We start from the raw sequence: 18,876 nt of genomic DNA on the forward strand, positions 1-18,876 counted from the left end.
ACAGTTGCCCTTCACTTCTCGTCTTGGGGTGCGGTTCGACGCGGCCGGGCGACAGGGCCAACTGCCGCCCGGCCGGTGCGGGGGTTCAGTCCTCGTAGGGACGCATGACGGTCATCACCAGCTCTCCGGCATCACCGGGGCCGATCTGGGCCACCAGTCGGGTGTGCCGTGCGGCCCGTACGAGTCCGGAACGCGGTACGCGGTGGACCTCGACGACGCAACGGCGTCCCCGGCCGCCTGCGCGACGCACGGCGACACGGACCATGGTCAGCACGTCCCAGAGGCGCCCGGCCTCGTCCTGGTACATGCCCTTGCGCTCATTGTCCTCGTCGCTCCAGGCCACGCAGTCCTCGTAGGCGGCGGCAGTGAGAGCCAGAGGCACACCGAACCCGGCCTCGCGAGCGATTCCCTCGTCCACGGGAACGAGGACTCCGTCCTCGATGGCCTCGGCCCGCGAGTGAGCGCTGATGCCGAAGATCGGGTGCAGGCGGACAGGGCCGCGCGAGCCACCCGGCCTTTCGGGCATCCGACGCATGGCGTCGGCACCGATCTCCGCCGCCTGTTGAGATTCGCCGTTCTCGGGCGAGGGTGAATGAGTCACGACTTCTCCTGCTGGGGTGAGTTCACAATGCTGGCTGAATCCGGGGCCAACCGGCTCCAACAAGAGAATTCTACCGATTCCGCCGACATTCTTGGCGGAAATCAAGGCACATTCACCCTATCGATTCCGAAGACGCGCCGACTCGGCTTGCGTCACCGGGAATGGAAATAAAAGCGACGCCCAGCCGTTCCCGCGAAGGGTAATGAGGGGAGCGGCAGCAGCTGCTTCTTTGACGCCTGCCCACCGCCGCCCGCCACCACCGTCGATGACGGGCCGCACCAGCGCGGACGGCGGGACGGCGCTCAGCCCACGCAGCGCCCGTTTCCTCACCGACGCAGGCCAGCCCGCCAGCCCCCCTCCCCCGTAGCCGGCCTTGACCGGTCATTCGGACGTCCCCGCACCCGGGCGAGGACCAGCCACGTAGGCCGCCGACGGATGCCGCAGCACGTCTCGGCGGTTCGCTCTTTTCACCATGCGGAGCGGCCACAATCACTCCCCCTCCGGCACGCTTTCCCGGCAGTTTGCATTCTGCCAGCTACCCGCAAATTCCCGTGCCCCGATGTCGGCTGGACCGTTCGGCCGGGCCGGCCCACGATCACCAGGTCGGCACCAGAATCCGCGACGAGATTGCCAAAACACTGCAAGGGGCCGGGGTGCGTCGCCTCATTCCCACGAATTCACTGGCTCGCGGCCGTACGAGGCGGGACGTACCGACCTGTGCGCCTTCTTTTCGAGAGGTGGCACCGACGAGACATGCTGGTCGGCGCCGACGACCGCGAGGCGGCGGACGGGGTGATCGGGACCGGGGCACGGTCCTCCTGCGGTGGAGTAGAAGGCATCGACGACAGGGCCAGGGGCTGCTCGATGCGGCGGTCGGCGTGCCGGGCGCAGGACGGCGACGCTACGAATACCGGGATCGAAGGCACCGGTGGCGGGTCCGTGCAGGGGCTGGTACGGGACAGCGGCGACGCGGTGGCCGAAGGACCGGGCGGTAGCGCAAACAACGGCATCGACACGTCGTCCGGAAGCTCGAATGGCGGCCCTCGCCGCAGCTCAGGCCCTCGCTGCGCACGCCGGCCACGAGTAGCGATGCCCGCAGGGCTGTGACCGCGGGTATCGAACGATCCCGTCAGCCGCGCGGTGGCAGTCCGCGATCAGCCGACCGTCGCCCTTACTTCGTCTCGCCACGGCGACGGGTCACCGTCGACTCCCTCAGTGGGGGAACACCGGCCTTGCGGGCGATCTTGGCCACGTAGTTGCGGTCCCACGGCACATGGGCGTCGACCTGCGCAGGGCGCAGGGTGCGGCTGCGCAGGTGCCGGATCACCCCTTGAGCCAACCGGTCTCGCGCGTCCTCAAGGCGGTTCAGTGCCTCGTCGTAGTCGGCCGAGAGCTGATCCAGCTCGTCCATCGCGGCCTGCTGCTCTGCGGTCGGCTCATCGGTCACACCGACATGGTGCCAGCGGGCGCGCCCTCCGGTGTTGCGCTCCCCCGTACGTGTGAACTCCCGGCTCGACGCTTGCTCAGCCAATGCAGACTCTGTTTGCATCCTCGATATGCAATCTGAGATTGCATATCAGGGGCCGACTGCTTCATGACAGCAAGCAGCCCCTTGGCCGGCGTCGCAACCGCCGGCCGAGGGGCCTGGCCCGTACCTCACCAGCACTGAGGAGAAAGGCCATGCGCGAGATTAGCGCCGCCGACGACCAACAGCCCGACGAACACCCGCCAAGCAGAGGGAAGTCGGCCACCGCACCGACCGCGCGCCCGGCGACCACGACGGCAGCGATGTCCCGTCGCAGCAAGAAGGCCGTGCGCACCGTGCCCACCAGCGATTATGGGAAGGCAGCCTGCTCCGAGCACACGGAACTCTTCGAGCTCGTGGAGGACGCCGGCGCCGGCGTCACCTACGAGGACCGTCTGGATGCCGCCGCTGTCTGCGACGGCTGTCCACTGCGCTCCCGCTGCGGGTTCCGCATCTGGCCGTCGGGCAACCGCCCCAAGGAGGGGCAGTGATGTCGCCACGCGGCCACGGAACGGAAGGCAACGCCGCATTCGACTGCCCGGCGACGATCCCGCCGGTACAGGAACGCGTGCGCACCCAGATGGCCGTCATCGCCACCAGCACGTTCACGGTTCTTCTGCCACTGGTGCTCGTCACCCTGCTCATCACCTCGGCCTGGACGGGGTGGGTGACCGTCATGGCACTGCACACCTACCTTGACCGCCCGGGCTCGCTGCCCGGAGCCACGTGGGCGGTTCCCGTCGCCGTCCAAGCCTTCATCATCGTGGGCGAGGCAACCATGGTGCTGAACTCGATCCTGCGACGGCCGTGGATCATGGCCAGCGGCGCCGCGGCCACGGCCGCCGGGTACGGGGTCGAGGTCGGGGCCCACATCCACTACGGGGAGAACGCCGACACCGTCATCACCATGGTCGTGGCCGCCGTGGCCTGCGGCGGCGGATGGGCGTTGCTGGCCGGCTTGATGGATCGCGGGGTGGAAATCGCCGACGGCGAGACCGCGGGCCCCGGGAGTCCACGCTTGGTCGGAGCCGACTCCGCGAAGGCGTCAGGATTCGTCGGCGCCACCCCGAACACCGCCGCACCGATGAAGGCAGGTCGGGGGCCCGACGCCAGCCCGACTCCCGCGGCAGCCCGAACGGAAGCGGCACCGGCCGCGACCGGGACGCCGAGCAGCACCGCCGGCGCGAGTCCGGGCCCTGCCCCGGTCAGGGCGAGACCGAGGGCCCGAAGGACGCGGCGGGAGTTGCTCCGGGAAGTCGGGGCCCTGGCGCCGGGGCGGCCGACCCTCAGCCCGAACTTCGTCGCCAATCGCGTGGGCGTCTCGTGGTCGAGCGCGAGGAGTCTGCTGGCCGAACTGGGACGGTTGGCCGACGCCGGCCCCCGCTCCTCCGAGCGTGCCGACCACGCGGACTCCGCGCAGTCGACGCGGTCACCGGGTGGAACGCCATGGTCGCCCCGGTCGGATTCTCGGCGCGCACGGGACAGGATCGGCTCGGCACCGCACGGCAGCACCCGGCCTTCATAAACATGCGTTGAGGGGCATTACTGCCCCGATAGGCAGACTTAGTGAATCGCCGACCCGGGCGGCAGCGAGGCTACCGCCCAGGGTGCGCCGGTCCACAAACAATCGTGAATGCGACCGCGCGTTTCGCGGCAGCGCGAACGCACCGAATACCAGCAGCCGGTGGAAGAAAGCCACCGGTCGGCCCCGCGGGGCGGCCCTGATACCGCCAAGCATCCGCCGCCCGGCGGGGCCCTCCTCACCCGAACCACGTCGATTCGAGAAGGAAGCCCCCATCATGCCCGAGTCCACTTCTGCCCTGCCACCGTGCTCGAACTGCGGCGGTTTCCGCACCGTCGCCATCACCACCGGCCTGCGCTGTGCCGACGGCTCGCGTGGGACCACCCTGGTCCACTGCGCCGCACACCAGCTCGCGCCGACCGGCAGCACCGTCCGTGCGACGGTCGTCTTCGATCTGGAGCCCCGGTGACAGGGCCTCGGCCTCCGGCCGTCGAACGCACCGCGCCCGATGCCCCGTTCCCGCACCGGGTGTCGCAAGCGGTCCAACTGCACCACCTCAGCCGCTCCGTCGTGCACGACCTGATGCGGACCGGCCGCCCGCGGAGGGCCCACCAGGGGCAATCCCGGCGCATTCCCGCCTCCGTTCTCGACGAGTTCACCGCAATCCTCGAACGCGAAGCCGGAGGAGAACGATGAGCGCGCGCCGTGACCGAGGAGACGGCGGCCTGCACTGGGACGCCCGGCGCCGACGCTGGATCGCCACCGTGAGCCTGGGATACGACAGCGCCGGCAAACGCGTCGTCAGGCGCAGAAGCGCCAGGACCAGAACCGAGGCCAAGAACAAACTCAAGGAACTCTTCAACGAGTACGGGGCCGACCTCGGACTCGACTCGACCGACTGCACCGTCGCGGATGCGGTCACCAACTGGCTGGCGTACGGCCTCGCGGGGAAGGACCCCGAGACGGTGAAGCTGTACACCGTCCTGTGCCGCACACATGTCATCCCCGGTCTGGGCCACCGCAGACTGCGCGAACTCGGCGTCGACGACATCGACACATGGCTGGCATCCAAGGCGCGAACGCTCAGCACCCGCACCCTCCAGAGCATCCACTCCTGCCTGAACCGATCGGTGCAGCGCGCCGTGGTCCGAGGAAAGCTGAGCCGCAACGTCGTCACCCTGTGCGCCGTGCCCACCGGGCAGCCGGGGAGGCCATCCAAAGCCATAACGCTCGCCCAGGCCGCAGCCGTTCTCAAGGCCGTCGAGAACGACCCGATGCACGCCTACATCACCGTCTCGCTCCTCACCGGAGCCCGGACCGAGGAACTGCGCCCGCTCACCTGGGACCACGTCGACCTCGAAGGACGCCCACACGCCGATCCGCCCGTGCCCCCGCACATCGCGGTATGGCACTCCGTCCGCAGAAGCGGCGACACCAAGACCCGTCGATCCCGGCGCACGCTGGCCCTGCCCGACCGCTGCCGCTCCGCCCTGCGCCAGCACCGCCGTGCACAAGAACGGCAGAGACAGGCCGCCAGCGAGCGGTGGCAGGACAACAACCTCGCCTTCGCCTCCGACACGGGCACGGTCCTGGACGCCGCCAACGTCCGCCGCGCCTTCCGACGCGCCCTCGCCAAGGCCGACGGCATCGACCCCGCCGAGTGGACCCCCAGGGAGCTGCGGCACAGCTTCGTCTCACTGCTGTCCGACCACGACGTCCCCGTCGAGGAGATCGCCCGCCTCGTGGGCCACTCCAGCTCCGAGACCACCGAGAAGGTCTACCGCAAGCAGATCCGCCCCGTCATCCAGACCGGGGCACTGACCATGGACCGCATCTTCCAACGCTGAACCAGCCCGGGCCAGCAGCGGAGATGAGCGGGCCCGGGAAGTAGAAGGCAGTTCGACGGGGGAACGGGCGCGAAAGGTTGACGGACAAAGGCCGCGTTTCGGGCACCCGCAGCCGGGGTGACAACGTCAGTCACGCAGCCAGACACGCAGAGGCCCCCACCCTCACGGGTGGGGGCCTCTGCGACCTGTGGAGCTAAGGAGAATTGAACTCCTGACCTCTTGCATGCCATGCAAGCGCTCTACCAACTGAGCTATAGCCCCTTGTGGTCCGCCTCCGGGTTTCCCCCTCGGCGGCGATGCCTACTCTACACGGGCACCGGGGCCCTTTGCCAAATCGCTTGTCCGGCGGGGCCCGCTCAGACGCTGGCGAAGGAGTAGAAGCGTTTCAGGGCGCAGTGTTCGTCGAGGAGACGGCCGTAGATCGGCTCGCCCTCCAGCTCGCGGTAGATCTCGATGGGGTCGCCCTTGATGATCAGCGCGCGAGCGCACTCCACGCACCAGTACTGGTAGGCGACGTTGACCGGCTGGAGGTCGCGGACGATCGGGGTGCCGGCGCCGCACCAGTCGCACTTCCTGCTGTGTGCTCCCACGCGCTGTCAGCTCCACCCTCGGTTGTGAGCTGTGCACACGAGGCGTACCCCTCCGTCGAGCCGGGCGACTCGCGCCGGGCTCCCGCTCCGGCGCACTGCCGATTCTGCCATGTCAGCGACTACCCGATAAGCCTCGCGGTCCTCTCTCCACACGAAGAGAGACGGGATCGATACACCCGGCAGATGCGGCGGGCCGGCCGCGGCGCCCGTGCGCGGCCGGCCCCCGCGGAGTGGGTCAGACGTCGTCGCCGATGACGGGCTCGGGCAGGGAGCCCGCGTTGTGCTCCAGCAGGCGCCAGCCGCGCACGCCCTGGCCGAGGACCGACCAGGCGCAGTTCGACAGCCCGCCCAGGGCCTCCCAGCTCGACGCCGGCAGGCCGAGCAGCCGGCCGATGGTGGTGCGGATGGTGCCGCCGTGGCTGACGACGACGAGCACGCCGCCCGGTGGCAGCTTCTCGGCGGCCCGCTCGACGAGGGGCGCGGCCCGGTCGGCGACCTCGGTCTCCAGTTCGCCGCCGCCCCGCCTGACGGCCTCGCCGCGCTTCCAGGCCGCGTACTGCTCGCCGAACCGGGCCATGATCTCGTCGTGCGTCAGGCCCTGCCACGCGCCGGCGTACGTCTCGCGCAGCCCTTCGTCGTGCGTGACGTCGAGGCCGGTGACGGCGGCCAGCTCGGCCGCGGTGTCACGCGTGCGCCGCAGGTCGGAGGAGATGATGGCGTGCGGCCCCAGGGTGGCGAGCAGCCGGGCGGAACGCTTGGCCTGCGCCCGGCCGGTCTCCGTCAGGTCCACGTCGGTGGTGCCCTGGAAACGACGCTCCACGTTCCACGCGGTCTGCCCGTGCCGCCACAGCACGATGCGCCGCGCGCCCTCGGCGGTCAGCTGACCTCACCGCCCCGCGTGTCCGTCTCGCGCGCGTGCTCGGCGGCCCGGCCGCGGGTGGCCTTGGCGTCCTCGGGCAGCTCGATGGCCGGGCAGTCCTTCCACAGCCGCTCCAGGGCGTAGAAGACGCGCTCCTCGGCGTGCTGCACGTGGACCACGATGTCCACGTAGTCGAGGAGCACCCAGCGGCCCTCGCGCTCGCCCTCCCGGCGGACGGGCTTGGTGCCGAACGTCTTCAGCAGGTGCTCCTCGATGCCGTCGACGATCGACTTGACCTGCCGGTCGTTCGGCGCGGAGGCGAGCAGGAAGGCGTCGGTGATGGCCAGCACGTCGCTGACGTCGTACGCGATGATGTCGTGCGCGAGCTTGTCGGCCGCCGCCTGGGCGGCGGCCTCGACCAGCTCGGTGGCGCGGTCCGTTGCGGTCACGGGTGCGGCTGTCTCCTCGGTCTCGCGGGCGTCGGTCCCGGCGGTCTGTTCCAGGGTCTCACGCCGCACTGACGGTCACGGTTCATAATCCTCGCCCAGGACGATCGTCACATCGGCATTTCCTGCGGCCTCACCCTGGGTGACGGACTCCTCGGGCAGCCCGAGGGTCGCGGCCACCTCCCTGGCGGTCTCCAGGTGGGCCTCGTCGGCGTAGGTCACGCCGGACTCGCCGGCCGGTTCGCCGACCCGGCGGCTGTCCGCGACGGTGAAGCCGCCGTTGACCAGCGCGATCCTGGCGGTCTCCAGGTGGGCCTCGTCGCCGCCGGTGGCGTCCCGGATGCCGATGCGCGGCACGGCGCCGGCCTCGGTGTTCCGCACGGTGCCGCCCAGCACGTCCGTCACCAGGCCCTCGGCGGTCGCGTCGCTGATCGTGCCGTCGGCCTCGACGGGCAGCGGTTCCGTGGTGTGGGCGCCGTCCTGGGCGTAGCCGGCGAGCCGGGCGAGGCTGATGCCCAGGTCGTCCTCGGTGAGCGAGGGGTCGGTGATCTGGGTGAGGCTCTCCACCACCCGGACGGCCGCCTCCTCCTCGCTGGGGAGCTTCATCAGGACGGCGTGCATCACCTGGCCGAAACGGGCCAGCTGCGCGTCCTGCCCCTCGTCCTCGCCCCGGTGGGAGGCGTAGGCGATGGCGGCCCTGCCGTCCAGCGGCACGTCCTCGCCGAGGGCGACCAGCGGCGCGCCCTCCTCCTCGCCCGCCACCTCGGCGTCGGTGTCGACGGTGATGCCGCCGACCAGGTCGACGAGGATCTCCAGGTAGGGCGTGTCGAGGCGCCAGGTGCCCTTGATGTCGGCGCCGAGCAGGGTGCCGAGGGAGTCGCGGACCGAGCCCGCGGCCTCCTCCGTGACGGCCTGCCCGAGGGTGGTGGCGCCGCCGTCGGGGGTGACGGCGAGTTCGTTGGGGAGCAGGAGCGTGGTGCCCGTCCCGTCGGTCTCGTTGGCGACGAGCAGGGCCGTCGCCGTCTCGTCCGAGTCGGTCTGCCGCAGGTGGACGACGATCACGTCGCGCACCTCGGGCGCCGCGGCGGCGTCGTCCTCGCCCGGGCCCCCGAGGCCGGGCAGCCGGCCGGTGGCCCACAGCAGCGCGGTCCCGCCGAGCACGAGGACGACCAGCGCGATGATCAGCAGGCGCAGCCGGCCGCGTCCGCGGCGTTTGGCCTCCTCGCGGCGCTCGGTGCGGCTCTCGCTGAACTTGAGCCAGTCGATGACGTCCTCGGAGTCGTCGTTCTGCTCCTCGACGAACGAGAACTGCTCGGTCCTGTAGTCGTCGTCCGGCGGCCTGCGCTGCTGCGGAACGGCCGCCGCGGCCGGGTCGGGTCCGGAGATCTCGGCGGGGGCGCCGGGGGCGGCGGGGGCGGGCGGCTGCTCCGCGGTGCCGGCCTCCGCGCCGTACCCGGGGTCGTATCCGGCCGCGTGACCGGGAGCGGTGGTCTCGGGAGCCGCCTGCTGGTACCCGGTGCTGTAGTCGAACGTCCCGGTGGCGGGCTGCTGGGCTCCGGTCTCGGGAACGCCCTGGCCCGCGTAGGCGTCGCCGTACCCGTACCCCCCGTGGCCGCCGGATCCGGCGTAGGCGTCGTAGCCGCCCTGGTAGCCGTCCCAGGCCGGCCGGCCGGTCTCCCACGCGGGGGGCTGCGGGCCCGTTCCGGCGCCGTAGTCCTGCTGGTCGGACGGTGGTTGGTCGGCGGCCGGGTAGAGCGGACGCCCGTACTCGTCATAGCCGTAGGGCTGACCGTACGGGTCGTATCGGTCGTTCACCACTGCCGCCCTTCAGTCCGTTCAGCGATCCGGTCCCGCGAGGTCCCGGTACAGCGCCCGCTTGTCGATGTAACGCACCACCCCGTCCGGCACCAGATACCAGACCGGGTCGCCGCGGGCGACCCGCTCGCGGCAGTCCGTCGAGGAGATGGCGAGCGCGGGGACCTCGACCAGGGACACCCCGCCGCCGGGAAGTCCTGGATCGGCCAGGACGTGCCCGGGGCGGGTGACCCCGATGAAGTGGGCGAGTGAGAAGAGTTCACCGGCGTCGCGCCATCCCAGGATCTGTGCGAGGGCGTCGGCGCCGGTGATGAAGAACAGGTCGGCGTCGCTGTGTTCGGTCCGCAGATCGCGCAACGTGTCGATGGTGTACGTCTTGCCGCCGCGGTCGATGTCGATCCTGCTCACCGAGAACTGCGGGTTGGAGGCGGTCGCGATGACCGTCATCAAGTACCGGTCCTCGGGCGGGGAGACGGCACGGTGGCCCTTCTGCCACGGCCGGCCGGTCGGCACGAAGATCACTTCGTCGAGGTGGAAACGGGCCGCCACCTCGCTCGCGGCGACCAGGTGACCGTGGTGGACGGGATCGAACGTCCCGCCCATCACGCCGAGCCGCCGCTTGCCCGACCCTATCGGCTCCTGCATGGCCGGCCCGCCTAGCGGTCGCGGTTGAGCCGCGTCGTGATCCACAGGAGCAGGAGCAGCGCGGCGAGTGCGCCCGCGCCGATGGCGTAGGCGTTGAGGCTGTCGTGCTGGCCCCCCTCCGCGAGGGTGCGCAGGGCGGAGGCGCTGGGGGAGGTGGTGAGCTGCGTCATACGCGGACCTATCCGGGAACGGGGCTGCTGGGACTCAGTGTCATCGTATGCGGAGGACTATGCCATGGCCTCTTGCCCCCGCTGCTCGCGTGCGGTGGGGTGGAGAGCCGGGCGAGGAGCGAGGGGGTTCCATCATGACGGACGGCTTCGAGGACGGCGGCGGGGGCGGGCGGGGCAGAACGCGGTTCCCCGGTCTGTCCTCGCGCGCCTACGAGCACCCGGCCGACCGTTCCGCGCTGGTCGCGCTGCGGAAGCTGACCGGGTTCGACGTGGTCTTCAAGGCGCTCAGCGGCATGCTGCCCGAGCGCAGCCTGCGGCTGCTCTTCCTGTCCGACTCGGTCCGGGTGAGCGAACGGCAGTTCGCCCACCTGCACCAGATGCTGCTCGACGCGTGCTGGGTGCTCGACCTGGAGAAGGTCCCGGCGATGTACGTCACCCAGGACCCGCGGCCCAACGCGATGTGCGTCGGCCTCGACCAGCCGGTCATCGTGCTGACCACGGGTCTGATCGAGTTGCTCGACGAGGACGAGACCCGCGTGGTCATCGGGCACGAGGTCGGGCACGCCCTGTCGGGGCACGCGGTCTACCGGACGCTGCTGCTGTTCCTGACGAACATGGCCGTCCGCGTGGCGTGGATCCCGCTCGGCAACCTCGCGATCATGGCGATCGTGACGTCGCTGCGCGAGTGGTTCCGCAAGTCGGAGCTGTCGGCCGACCGCGCCGGGCTCCTCGTCGGGCAGGACCCGCAGGTGTCGATCCGCGGCCTGATGAAGCTCGCCGGCGGGGACCACCTGCACGAGATGAACGTCGACGCCTTCCTCGAACAGGCCGACGAGTACGAGGCGGGCGGCGATCTGCGGGACTCGGTGCTGAAGATCGTCAACGTGCTGCCGCGCAGCCACCCCTTCGCGGTCGTGCGGGCCGCCGAGTTGCGCGCGTGGTCGCAGAGCCGGGACTACCAGCGGATCATGGACGGCCACTACCCGCGGCGGGAGGAGGACGGGGACGCGTCGGTCAGCGGCTCGGTGCGGGACTCGGCGGCGCACTTCACGGAGCGGGTGCGCACGAGCAGGGACCCGTTGGTCAAGCTCGTGAACGACGTGGCGGGCGGCGCCGGCCATCTGGGCGGCAGGCTGCGGGACTTCGCGGCGGGCGCGGCCCGTTCCGCGCGCGACGCGGCGGGCGGCGGCTCCGCGCGCGACACGGCGGCGGGCGGAGGCAGCGGCAGCGGCGAGGACGCCGGCGGCCCTAGTGGTCCGGAGGAGGGCCGGGCGGGTCGCTGACGGCGAACGTGCCGCACAGCACGGCGCCTTCGCCGTCGAGGTCGTGCGGGTCGGTGCCCGCGGTGGCGGGCGGCTCGGCCCGCTCGCCCGCGAACAGCGGGCGCAGGGCCGACGAGGTGTCGGCCGCGCAGTCCATCGGCCCGGCCAGCGTGTCGGCCTGGCGCAGCACGACGGTGCGCTCCCGCAGCTCCTTCTCGCCGAACTGGAGCCGCAGTTCGCGCTGCACCGTGTAGAGCGAGACGTCCGCGTCCGGCGCGCCCGCGGGACGGAGCGCGTAGACGAAGACGTGGCGGCCGTCGACCTGGAGGACGTCATCGGCGATCTCCGTGAACGTGAACCCGCCGTCGACGCGCACCTGCTGGTCGACCAGCCTGGCCTCGGTCGCGTCGAACCGCACGAGCCAGTCCGTGACGGCGCCCGAGCGCGGCTCCTGGGCGTTGAGCGCGCTGTCGAACTGCCGTTGCTGCTCGGTGCCGAGCAGCTCGCGCACCGGCACGGTGGTGGCGCCGGTCAGCACGTCGGGGGTCATCGCCCCGGTGACCACGAACTCCTTGGCCAGGGTGAGGGCGGTGAGCACCTGCTCGCGCGTGAAGTGGTCGGTGGCCCGCGGGTCGGGCAGGGCGACGCCGCCGGCGCCCGCTCCGTAGCCCTCGGCCGGGGTGCCCGCGTACAGGCCCTCGGGATCGACCGCCGGCACGGCGTCCTCGGGGAGGAGCGCGACGGTGACCGCGGCCGGCCGGTCGGCGCGCAGGGCGGGCGGAGCGCCGTACGGGTTGTTCGCGCCGAGGTAGATGGCGGCGGCGAAGGCCGCCAGGATGATCAGGGCCAGGACGATGCCCTGCCTCGGCACCGCCCGCGCGCCGGCGGGCGCGGGCTCGGGCGCGCGCGTGCGCACCGCGGTGGTGTGGTCCTCCAGCCGTTGCTGGGCGGAATACTCCTGGAGGCGGGCAGCCTTGACGAACGACTCGTCGAAGACGGTCGACTGGTACTCCTCGTCCCCGGCTCCCGGGGCGCCTCCTGGAGTCCCCTCCGGAGGCTCGGCACGCCCGGCCACCCCTCCAGCGTAGGTCGCCGCGCGAGGTGGAAAAAGCCCTTGTGGCCGCGTATTCGCGTCGTCGGCCGCATGAGCGCGTGGTACCGCGCGCGCCGCGACCGGTGAGCCGTGCGGGAAGGCGCACGGCGCGCGGTGCGGGTGGAGGGCGCGCGGCCGGTGACGCGCGGCGCGAACGGCGCGCGCGGGCCCGGGAACCGGGCCGGTCCGCCCGGGGCGGTCAGGGGCCGTGGTCGGGCATCTCGGCGTCGAAGACGGTCTGTTCCTCGTCCTCCCGCTCCGCGTCCCGGGCCGGCGTCTGCCCGGCGCGCTGAACGGCTATGAAGGCGAAGGCGATGACGCTGATGCCCATCACCATGGCGAGCATGCACGCGACGGGCCGCTGCCACCGCGCGGGCCGCCAGGCCGGCGGCAGGGACTCGCGCCCGCGAGGGCCGCGTATCACCTCGCCGCCGCCCGGCCGTCCGCCGCGCTCGCCGCGGCCGGCCCCGGGACGCGGCCCGTGCGCCGGGCCGTCCTCGTCGTCCTCGTCCGGCAGGTAGCGCAGGTAGTCGGAGCGGTCGAACCGCCCCTCGTCGTCCTGGTCCCCGTCCGCGTCGAACCCCGCCAGGCCGTCCGAGGTGCCGGGGTCGAGATCGGGATCCCGGTAGAACCCCAGCTCGGAGGCCGCCTCGGCCTCGGCACGCTCCATCGCCGCGTAGAGGATCCGCTCGGCCGCGGTCGGCTCGTGGATCTCCGCGGCCTCGACGAAGTCCTCGTCGAGGACCACGGCGGCGAACACCTCGTCGGCTACCCCGCGATCATCGCTGTCGGGCCCGTCGCCGTCGCGAAACGGCGGGCCCCCCACGTCGTCCGGCACGCGTCCAGCCTAGAAGGAATGAGCGCGCAGCGGGAGGGCCGCCCGGAATTCACTCCCTGAGGTGGCCGTCCCCGGTGACCACGTAGGTGGTCGAGGTGAGTTCGGGGAGGCCCATCGGGCCCCGGGCGTGCAGCTTCTGCGTGGAGATGCCGATCTCCGCACCGAAGCCGAACTGCCCGCCGTCGGTGAAACGGGTCGAGGCGTTGACCATGACGGCCGCCGAGTCCATCAGCGAGACGAACCGCCGGGCCGCCGCCGTGTCCCGCGTGACGATCGCCTCGGTGTGGCCCGAGGTCCAGCGGCGGATGTGGGCCACCGCGGCGTCCAGGGTGGGCACCACGGCCGCGGCGATGTCGTAGCCGAGGTACTCCGTCTCCCAGTCCGCGTCCGTCGCGGGCAGCACCTCGGTGCCCGCGTCGAGCCCGGCCTTCTGCCACGCCTCGTCGCCGTGGACCCGCACGCCCGCCTCGGTGAGCGCGGCGAGCGCGCGCGGCAGGAACCGTTCGGCGATGCCCGCGTGCACCAGCACGGTCTCGGCCGCGTTGCACACGCTGGGGCGCTGCGCCTTGGAGTTGACCAGGATGTCGACGGCCATGTCGAGGTCGGCCAGCTCGTCCACGTACACGTGGCAGTTGCCCACGCCGGTCTCGATCACCGGCACGGTCGACTCCCGCACCACGGTCTGGATCAGGGTCTCGCCCCCGCGCGGGATGAGCACGTCCACCAGGCCGCGGGCGCGCATCAGCTCGTGCGCCGACTCCCGGCCCTCCCCCGGGACCAGCTGAACGGCGTCCGCCGGCAGCCCGGCCCCCGCGACCGCGTCGCGCAGGACGGCGACCAGCGCCGTGTTGGACGCGTAGGCGGAGGAGGAGCCGCGCAGCAGCACCGCGTTCCCCGACTTGAGGCACAGCGCAGCGGCGTCCACGGTCACGTTCGGCCTGGCCTCGTAGATGATCCCGACGACGCCGAGCGGCACGCGGACCTGGCGCAGCTCCAGGCCGTTGGGCAGCGTCGAGCCGCGCACGACCTCGCCCACCGGGTCGGGCAGCGCCACCACGTCCCGCACGTCGGCCGCGATGGCGGCGATCCGCCGCGGCGTGAGCGTCAGCCGGTCGACGATCGCGTCCGCGGTGCCCGCGGCCCGCGCGCGTTCGATGTCGCGCGCGTTGGCCTCGACGATCTCCGCCGCGCGCTCGGTGAGCGCGTCGGCGACCGCGAGCAGCGCGGCGTCCCGCGCCGTGCGCGGCAGCGGTGCCAGTTCGGCCGCCGCCGCCCTGGCGCGGCGTGCGGTGACGAGGACGGGTGAGGTGCCGGTCGAGTCCGCTGAGTCGCTCATACGTGAAGCGTAGCCGCCGGGCGCGCGCCGCCGGGACGCGTTTCCCGGGGAACGCCGGGGAACGGTCCCCCGCCCGCCGCGGGAGCGCGTGCGCCCGCGCGCGAGGTCGCACGGCATCGAAGGTCCGCGCGTTCAGAACGGGTGCACGCCGACCGGTGACGCGGGCGGCGGCCCGTAGCCCTCGGCGACGCGCTGGCGGTAGGTCTCGCGGCCGATGACTTCGAGCCCGACGATCTCCCACGGCGGCAGCTGCGCGGTGCGCCGGTGCTCCCCCCACAGGCGGAGCGCGAGGGCCGCGGCGTCGTGCAGGTCGCGCGCCTCCTCCCAGTACCTGATCTCGGCGTGGTCGCTCGCGTACCGGCTGGTCAGCAGGAACGGGTGGTCGTCGGCGAGGCGTTCGAGGCCGCGCCGGACGTCCGGCAGCGGCGTCGCCTCACCCGCGACGCTGAGCGTGATGTGCCACAGCCGTGACACGTCGGCCCCCGCCTCCCCCCGACGCGGCGTTTCCCCGACGCTGGCCAGTCGTCTCACCGGCAGCCTCCTGACGTGGTGCTGAAGTGGTGCGGTGCGGTGCGGTGCCGTGCGGTCCGGTCGCGGCACCACGCAAAAGTGGACCAGTTCGCGTGACCCGACGCGGCCTTTTCCCGGAACCTTCCGTGGAAAGACTGGTCTTTCACGAATCGGCCACCGGACCGGCCCCCCGCCCGGGTAGGAGCCATCGCGCAGGGGTTATGCCCGCATCACCACCAGGTCATCGCGATGTACGACTTCTCTTTCGTAGGCCGGGCCGAGCTCGCGGGCCAGTTCGTGGGTGGAACGTCCGATCAGCCGCGGGATCTCCTTGGCGTCGAAGTTGACGAGACCGCGCGCGACCGCCCGGCCCGCCTCGTCCCGCAGTTCGATGGGCTCGCCGGCCGCGAAGTCCCCCTCGACGCCGGTGATGCCGGCCGGCAGCAGCGAACTGCCCCGTTCGGTGATCGCCCGCACGGCGCCCGCGTCGAGCAGCACCGCGCCGCGCGGCGCCGACGCGTGCGCCAGCCACAGCAGGCGGCCGGCGGAACGGCGGCCCGTCGGGCGGAAGAACGTGCCGGTCCGCGCGCCCGACAGGGCGTCGCCCGCCTGGCTCGCCGCCGCGAGCACCACGGGGATGCCGGCGCCCGTCGCGATCGACGCGGCCTCCACCTTGGTGACCATGCCGCCCGTGCCGACTCCCGCGCGCCCCGGCCGGCCGAGCTCCACGCCCGCGAGGTCCCCAGGACCCGCTACCTCCTCGATGCGGCGGGTGCCGGGCCTGGACGGGTCGCCGTCGTAGAGGCCGTCCACGTCCGAGAGCAGCACGAGCAGGTCCGCCCGCACGAGGTGGGCGACGAGCGCGGCGAGCCGGTCGTTGTCGCCGAACCTGATCTCGTCCGTGGCAACGGTGTCGTTCTCGTTGACGACGGGGAACACGCCCATCGCGAACAGCTGGTCGAGGGTGCGGTACGCGTTGCGGTAGTGCGCGCGCCGGCTGGTGTCGTCCGAGGTCAGCAGCACCTGGCCCACGCGGCGGCCGTAGCGCGCGAACGACGAGGTGTACCGCGCGAGCAGCAGGCCCTGCCCGACGCTGGCCGCCGCCTGCTGCCTGGCGAGGTCCGCGGGGCGGCGCGTCAGGCCGAGCGGCGCGAGACCTGCCGCGATCGCACCGGAGGAAACCAGTACGATCTGCCTCCCGTCCTGTTTCACCAGCACATCGACCAGTGCGTCCACCCGGTCGGCGTCGAGCCCACCGGCCGCGGTGGTCAGCGAGGATGAACCGATCTTGACGACGACCCTGCGGGCCCGCGCCACCTCCGGCCGCCCCGGTTCACCCGGCCGCACGGCCGCGTCCGCGTCGCTCACTGGGCTACCCCTGCGTTCGTTCGTTCCCGGCGGTACCGGATTGCCGTCCGTAATGTATGCCACCCGCACCGCGCGCGGCCCACTCATATAACCGGCGACCGTCCCCGCCACGCGCCTCCGGCGCCCCGGGACGGCGCCTTTACCGGCCTTCGCGCCCCGCGGCGGATTGCCGCGTCGCCCCGCCGCGCCTACCTTCGGCGGGGGACACGCACATATCCGCATGCCGGGTGACACTTACCGACAAGTACCCCACCCTTTCCGGAGTTCCCCTGTGCCCGCAGGACCGTTCCAGCGCCGTGGCGCGTCATGGATGGCAGTCGCCGCCCTGCTGTGCCTCTCCATCCTCCAGTTCATCGGTGCCGTGCTGCCCAACGCCCCGCTGCTGTGCGTCGCGACGGCCGGCGGGCTCGCGCTCGACCTGAGCCTGCGGCACTGGCGGCCCGGCGTGCTGACCGTGCTGACCCGGCTGCACTGCGACGAGGCGGTCAGGCAACTGCTGCGCGACCTGCTGACCGTGATCGGCCTCGCGCACCTGTCCGGCATCGGCACCGTTCCCCGCCTGATCCTGGTCGGGGCGCTGCTCGCCTGCTACGCGGCGCACTTCGCGTGCCGCGCGCTCGGCGTGCTGGTGCGCAGGACGCGCACGCTGCCGATCGTCACCCGCAACATCGACACCGGGCCGCTCGGCCTGTGCCCCGCCCCGCCCCGGCCGCTGGTCAGGCCGGGGCGGCGGATGCCGCTGTTCTCGGTGCCCGGCACCGCCGGGCTGCTGGCCACCGTGCTGACCGACAACGCCCTGTGGGGGCTGCTCGGCGTCGGCGTCTCGCTCGCGCTGTTCGCCAGCGCGGCTGCCTACCTCTCGACGTGGCTGCTGCCGGGCAAGCGCCCGCCGGGCGAGCAGCGCGTGCTGGCCTGGTTCCGCGACTGGCTCGACAGCTACCGCCCGGACGTGGGCATCTACTTCTCCGGCGGCGGCGGCACCGCCTACCAGGCGAACATGTGGCTGTCCACGCTCGCCGCGCTCGACGGGCACCCGCTGGTCGTGCTGCGCGAACGCCCCATGGTGCAGCAGATCGCGGCCACCGACCTGCCGATCGTGTGCCTGCCGCGCGTCGCGCACCTGATGCTGCTCGAACACTCCTCGCTGCGGATGCTGCTGCACCCGGCCAACGCGCCCAAGACCTCGCAGGTCCTGCGCATCCCCACGATCAAGCACGCGTTCACCAACCACGGCGAGAGCGACAAGCTGTCGAGCTGCAATCCCTACGCCAAGGTCTACGACCAGGTGTGGGTGGCGGGCCCCGCCGCGCGGCGGCGCTACGCGCTGGCCGACGTCGGGGTCGACGACCGGGACGTCGTCGAGGTCGGCAGGCCGCAGCTCGCGCCGATCCGGCCGCGCACGGGCCCGCCCGACCCGGGCGGGCCGTGGAACGTGCTGTACGCGCCGACGTGGGAGGGCTGGACCGACGCGCCGGGCAACACCTCGGTGCTGCTCGCCGGGGAGCACCTCGTGCGGGCCCTGCTCGCCGACCCGCGCGTGCGCCTGCTGTACAAGCCGCACCCGATGACCGGCTCGGTCGACCGGCGCGCGGGCGAGGCCGACGCCCGCATCCGGGCGCTGATCGCGCGCGCCAACGCGGCGCCCCGCGCCCCCGGCGGCGCGCCGCCCGCCGGGGCGGGCGCCGCGCCCGGGCACGACGCGTCGCGCGCGGCGCTCGCGGCGGAACTGGCGCGCAGGACCGCCGAGCTGAACGAGTTGACGGCGCGCTGGTCCCGGCCGGGCGCCGACGAGGCGGAGCGCATGATGCGGCAGCAGGCGCCGCCGCCTGGCCGCGCCGAGGCGGTCGCGGCGGCGACGGAGGCGTGGCGGGCGGCGTTCTGGGCCGCGCAGCCCCCCGGGGCGCATCTGATCCTGACCGGCTCGCGGCCCGACATCTACAGCTGCTTCAACCAGGCCGACCTGCTGATCTCGGACGTCTCCAGCGTCGTGGCCGACTACCTGGCGAGCGCCAAGCCGTACGCGGTGGTCAACACCAGCGGCCTGACCGACGACGCGTTCAGGGCCGCCAACCCGACGACGCGCGCCGCGACGATCCTCGGCCCCGACGCGGCCGGCGTTCCCGAGCTGCTCGCGTCCCTGGCCGACCCGGCGCGCGACACGCTCGCGCGGGAGCGGACCCGGCTCAAGGAGTACCTGCTCGGCCCCTCGGAGCCGCCCTCGCAGGTCCGTTTCCAGCGGGCGGTCCACGCCCTGTGCGCGGCGGCCGACGCCCGCAGGGCGCGGCAGGCCCGGCTCGCGGGCGGCGGTGCGGAGCTGCCGATACCGCGACCGCAGGGCGGTGGCGTCGGCGGCCGGCGCCGGGCGTGACGCGCCCGGCCGCGTGCGCGGCCGGCCGCCGCGCGCGGCGGGCGCGGGTGCGCCGGCGCCTCGCCGCCGCGGCGGGCCCGG

19 protein-coding genes and 1 tRNA gene are annotated in these 18,876 nt (G+C 72.7%); 6 read left to right on the plus strand and 14 right to left on the minus strand.

Annotation, left to right across the window (positions count from 1 at the left end):
- Positions 1-85: 85 nt before the first annotated feature.
- The gene (locus LC193_RS08680) at positions 86-601 is read right to left on the minus strand and encodes a DUF6573 family protein (protein ID WP_226073081.1); all 516 of its coding nucleotides are present in this window, start codon (positions 599-601) and stop codon (positions 86-88) included.
- Positions 602-1,772: 1,171 nt separating this feature from the next.
- Positions 1,773-2,048 carry a restriction endonuclease subunit S domain-containing protein gene (locus LC193_RS08685; protein WP_226073083.1) on the minus strand — a complete coding sequence of 92 codons (276 nt, stop codon included), beginning with the start codon at positions 2,046-2,048 and terminating at the stop codon, positions 1,773-1,775.
- 233 nt (positions 2,049-2,281) lie between these two features.
- Here LC193_RS08685 and LC193_RS08690 point away from each other — a divergent pair, with 233 nt between their 5' ends.
- The 4 genes from LC193_RS08690 (at position 2,282) to LC193_RS08705 (ending at position 5,495) form a co-directional block, all read left to right on the plus strand.
- The gene (locus LC193_RS08690; RefSeq protein ID WP_226073085.1) at positions 2,282-2,617 is read left to right on the plus strand and encodes a hypothetical protein; all 336 of its coding nucleotides are present in this window, start codon (positions 2,282-2,284) and stop codon (positions 2,615-2,617) included.
- A complete protein-coding gene (locus tag LC193_RS08695) occupies positions 2,617-3,651 on the plus strand; it encodes a hypothetical protein (protein WP_226073087.1) in 1,035 nt (344 codons plus the stop codon). Before LC193_RS08690 ends, LC193_RS08695 begins: the two co-directional genes overlap by 1 nt.
- Positions 3,652-3,925: 274 nt before the next feature.
- Positions 3,926-4,117, plus strand: a complete 192-nt coding sequence (locus LC193_RS08700) for a hypothetical protein (protein ID WP_226073089.1) — start codon at positions 3,926-3,928, stop codon at positions 4,115-4,117.
- A gap of 223 nt (positions 4,118-4,340) precedes the next feature.
- Positions 4,341-5,495 (plus strand): site-specific integrase, encoded by a 1,155-nt coding sequence (locus tag LC193_RS08705; protein ID WP_226073091.1) that lies wholly within the window; start codon positions 4,341-4,343, stop codon positions 5,493-5,495.
- Positions 5,496-5,683: 188 nt separating this feature from the next.
- On the opposite strand, the gene LC193_RS08710 is transcribed toward LC193_RS08705, so the two are convergent.
- From LC193_RS08710 to LC193_RS08740, 7 genes are all read right to left on the minus strand, one after another.
- Positions 5,684-5,756: transfer RNA gene (locus LC193_RS08710), tRNA-Ala, on the minus strand.
- A 95-nt stretch (positions 5,757-5,851) separates the two neighbouring features.
- Positions 5,852-6,085 (minus strand): hypothetical protein, encoded by a 234-nt coding sequence (locus tag LC193_RS08715; protein WP_226073093.1) that lies wholly within the window; start codon positions 6,083-6,085, stop codon positions 5,852-5,854.
- A 235-nt stretch (positions 6,086-6,320) separates the two neighbouring features.
- A complete protein-coding gene (locus LC193_RS08720) occupies positions 6,321-6,938 on the minus strand; it encodes a histidine phosphatase family protein (protein ID WP_264086261.1) in 618 nt (205 codons plus the stop codon).
- Positions 6,939-6,961: 23 nt separating this feature from the next.
- On the minus strand, positions 6,962-7,393 hold the full coding sequence (gene rsfS, locus LC193_RS08725) for a ribosome silencing factor (RefSeq protein ID WP_086162346.1): 432 nt from the start codon (positions 7,391-7,393) through the stop codon (positions 6,962-6,964).
- Positions 7,394-7,468: 75 nt separating this feature from the next.
- On the minus strand, positions 7,469-9,205 hold the full coding sequence (locus LC193_RS08730) for an LCP family protein (RefSeq protein WP_226073095.1): 1,737 nt from the start codon (positions 9,203-9,205) through the stop codon (positions 7,469-7,471).
- A 21-nt stretch (positions 9,206-9,226) separates the two neighbouring features.
- Positions 9,227-9,850, minus strand: coding sequence for a nicotinate-nucleotide adenylyltransferase (nadD, locus tag LC193_RS08735; protein ID WP_226073098.1), 624 nt, complete (start codon positions 9,848-9,850; stop codon positions 9,227-9,229).
- An 11-nt stretch (positions 9,851-9,861) separates the two neighbouring features.
- Positions 9,862-10,020 carry a hypothetical protein gene (locus LC193_RS08740; RefSeq protein ID WP_226073100.1) on the minus strand — a complete coding sequence of 53 codons (159 nt, stop codon included), beginning with the start codon at positions 10,018-10,020 and terminating at the stop codon, positions 9,862-9,864.
- 134 nt (positions 10,021-10,154) lie between these two features.
- Here LC193_RS08740 and LC193_RS08745 point away from each other — a divergent pair, with 134 nt between their 5' ends.
- Entirely contained in the window at positions 10,155-11,303 is a 1,149-nt protein-coding gene (locus tag LC193_RS08745) for a M48 family metallopeptidase (RefSeq protein WP_226073102.1), read from the plus strand.
- On the opposite strand, the gene LC193_RS08750 is transcribed toward LC193_RS08745, so the two are convergent.
- The 5 genes from LC193_RS08750 to proB all read right to left on the minus strand — a co-directional run bounded on the left by LC193_RS08750 (position 11,269) and on the right by proB (position 16,376).
- The gene (locus LC193_RS08750; protein ID WP_226073104.1) at positions 11,269-12,357 is read right to left on the minus strand and encodes an SCO2583 family membrane protein; all 1,089 of its coding nucleotides are present in this window, start codon (positions 12,355-12,357) and stop codon (positions 11,269-11,271) included. The genes LC193_RS08745 and LC193_RS08750 overlap by 35 nt on opposite strands.
- A gap of 217 nt (positions 12,358-12,574) precedes the next feature.
- Complete coding sequence (locus LC193_RS08755; RefSeq protein WP_226073106.1) at positions 12,575-13,213, minus strand: SCO2584 family spore wall biosynthesis protein; 639 nt, start codon at positions 13,211-13,213, stop codon at positions 12,575-12,577.
- A gap of 49 nt (positions 13,214-13,262) precedes the next feature.
- Positions 13,263-14,549, minus strand: a complete 1,287-nt coding sequence (locus LC193_RS08760) for a glutamate-5-semialdehyde dehydrogenase (RefSeq protein WP_086160552.1) — start codon at positions 14,547-14,549, stop codon at positions 13,263-13,265.
- A 132-nt stretch (positions 14,550-14,681) separates the two neighbouring features.
- Positions 14,682-15,086 carry a hypothetical protein gene (locus tag LC193_RS08765; RefSeq protein WP_404819524.1) on the minus strand — a complete coding sequence of 135 codons (405 nt, stop codon included), beginning with the start codon at positions 15,084-15,086 and terminating at the stop codon, positions 14,682-14,684.
- Positions 15,087-15,278: 192 nt separating this feature from the next.
- Positions 15,279-16,376 (minus strand): glutamate 5-kinase, encoded by a 1,098-nt coding sequence (gene proB, locus LC193_RS08770; protein ID WP_226078522.1) that lies wholly within the window; start codon positions 16,374-16,376, stop codon positions 15,279-15,281.
- Between the two features lie 361 nt (positions 16,377-16,737).
- On the opposite strand from proB, the gene LC193_RS08775 reads away from it, so the two are divergent.
- Positions 16,738-18,795, plus strand: coding sequence for a hypothetical protein (locus tag LC193_RS08775; protein ID WP_226073108.1), 2,058 nt, complete (start codon positions 16,738-16,740; stop codon positions 18,793-18,795).
- Positions 18,796-18,876: the final 81 nt, after the last annotated feature.

It is taken from the genome of Streptomyces marincola (genome assembly GCF_020410765.1).
Taxonomy (GTDB): Bacteria; Actinomycetota; Actinomycetes; order Streptomycetales; family Streptomycetaceae; genus Streptomyces; species Streptomyces marincola.

Bases quoted from the DNA above. Each gene is read 5' to 3' on its own strand.
- LC193_RS08690 (WP_226073085.1), top strand. From the start codon at position 2,282: ATGCGCGAGATTAGCGCCGCCGACGACCAACAGCCCGACGAACACCCG.
- LC193_RS08695 (WP_226073087.1), top strand. From the start codon at position 2,617: ATGTCGCCACGCGGCCACGGAACGGAAGGCAACGCCGCATTCGACTGC.
- LC193_RS08700 (WP_226073089.1), top strand. From the start codon at position 3,926: ATGCCCGAGTCCACTTCTGCCCTGCCACCGTGCTCGAACTGCGGCGGT.
- LC193_RS08705 (WP_226073091.1), top strand. From the start codon at position 4,341: ATGAGCGCGCGCCGTGACCGAGGAGACGGCGGCCTGCACTGGGACGCC.
- nadD (WP_226073098.1), bottom strand. From the start codon at position 9,850: ATGCAGGAGCCGATAGGGTCGGGCAAGCGGCGGCTCGGCGTGATGGGC.
- LC193_RS08740 (WP_226073100.1), bottom strand. From the start codon at position 10,020: ATGACGCAGCTCACCACCTCCCCCAGCGCCTCCGCCCTGCGCACCCTC.
- LC193_RS08745 (WP_226073102.1), top strand. From the start codon at position 10,155: ATGACGGACGGCTTCGAGGACGGCGGCGGGGGCGGGCGGGGCAGAACG.
- LC193_RS08760 (WP_086160552.1), bottom strand. From the start codon at position 14,549: ATGAGCGACTCAGCGGACTCGACCGGCACCTCACCCGTCCTCGTCACC.
- LC193_RS08775 (WP_226073108.1), top strand. From the start codon at position 16,738: ATGGCAGTCGCCGCCCTGCTGTGCCTCTCCATCCTCCAGTTCATCGGT.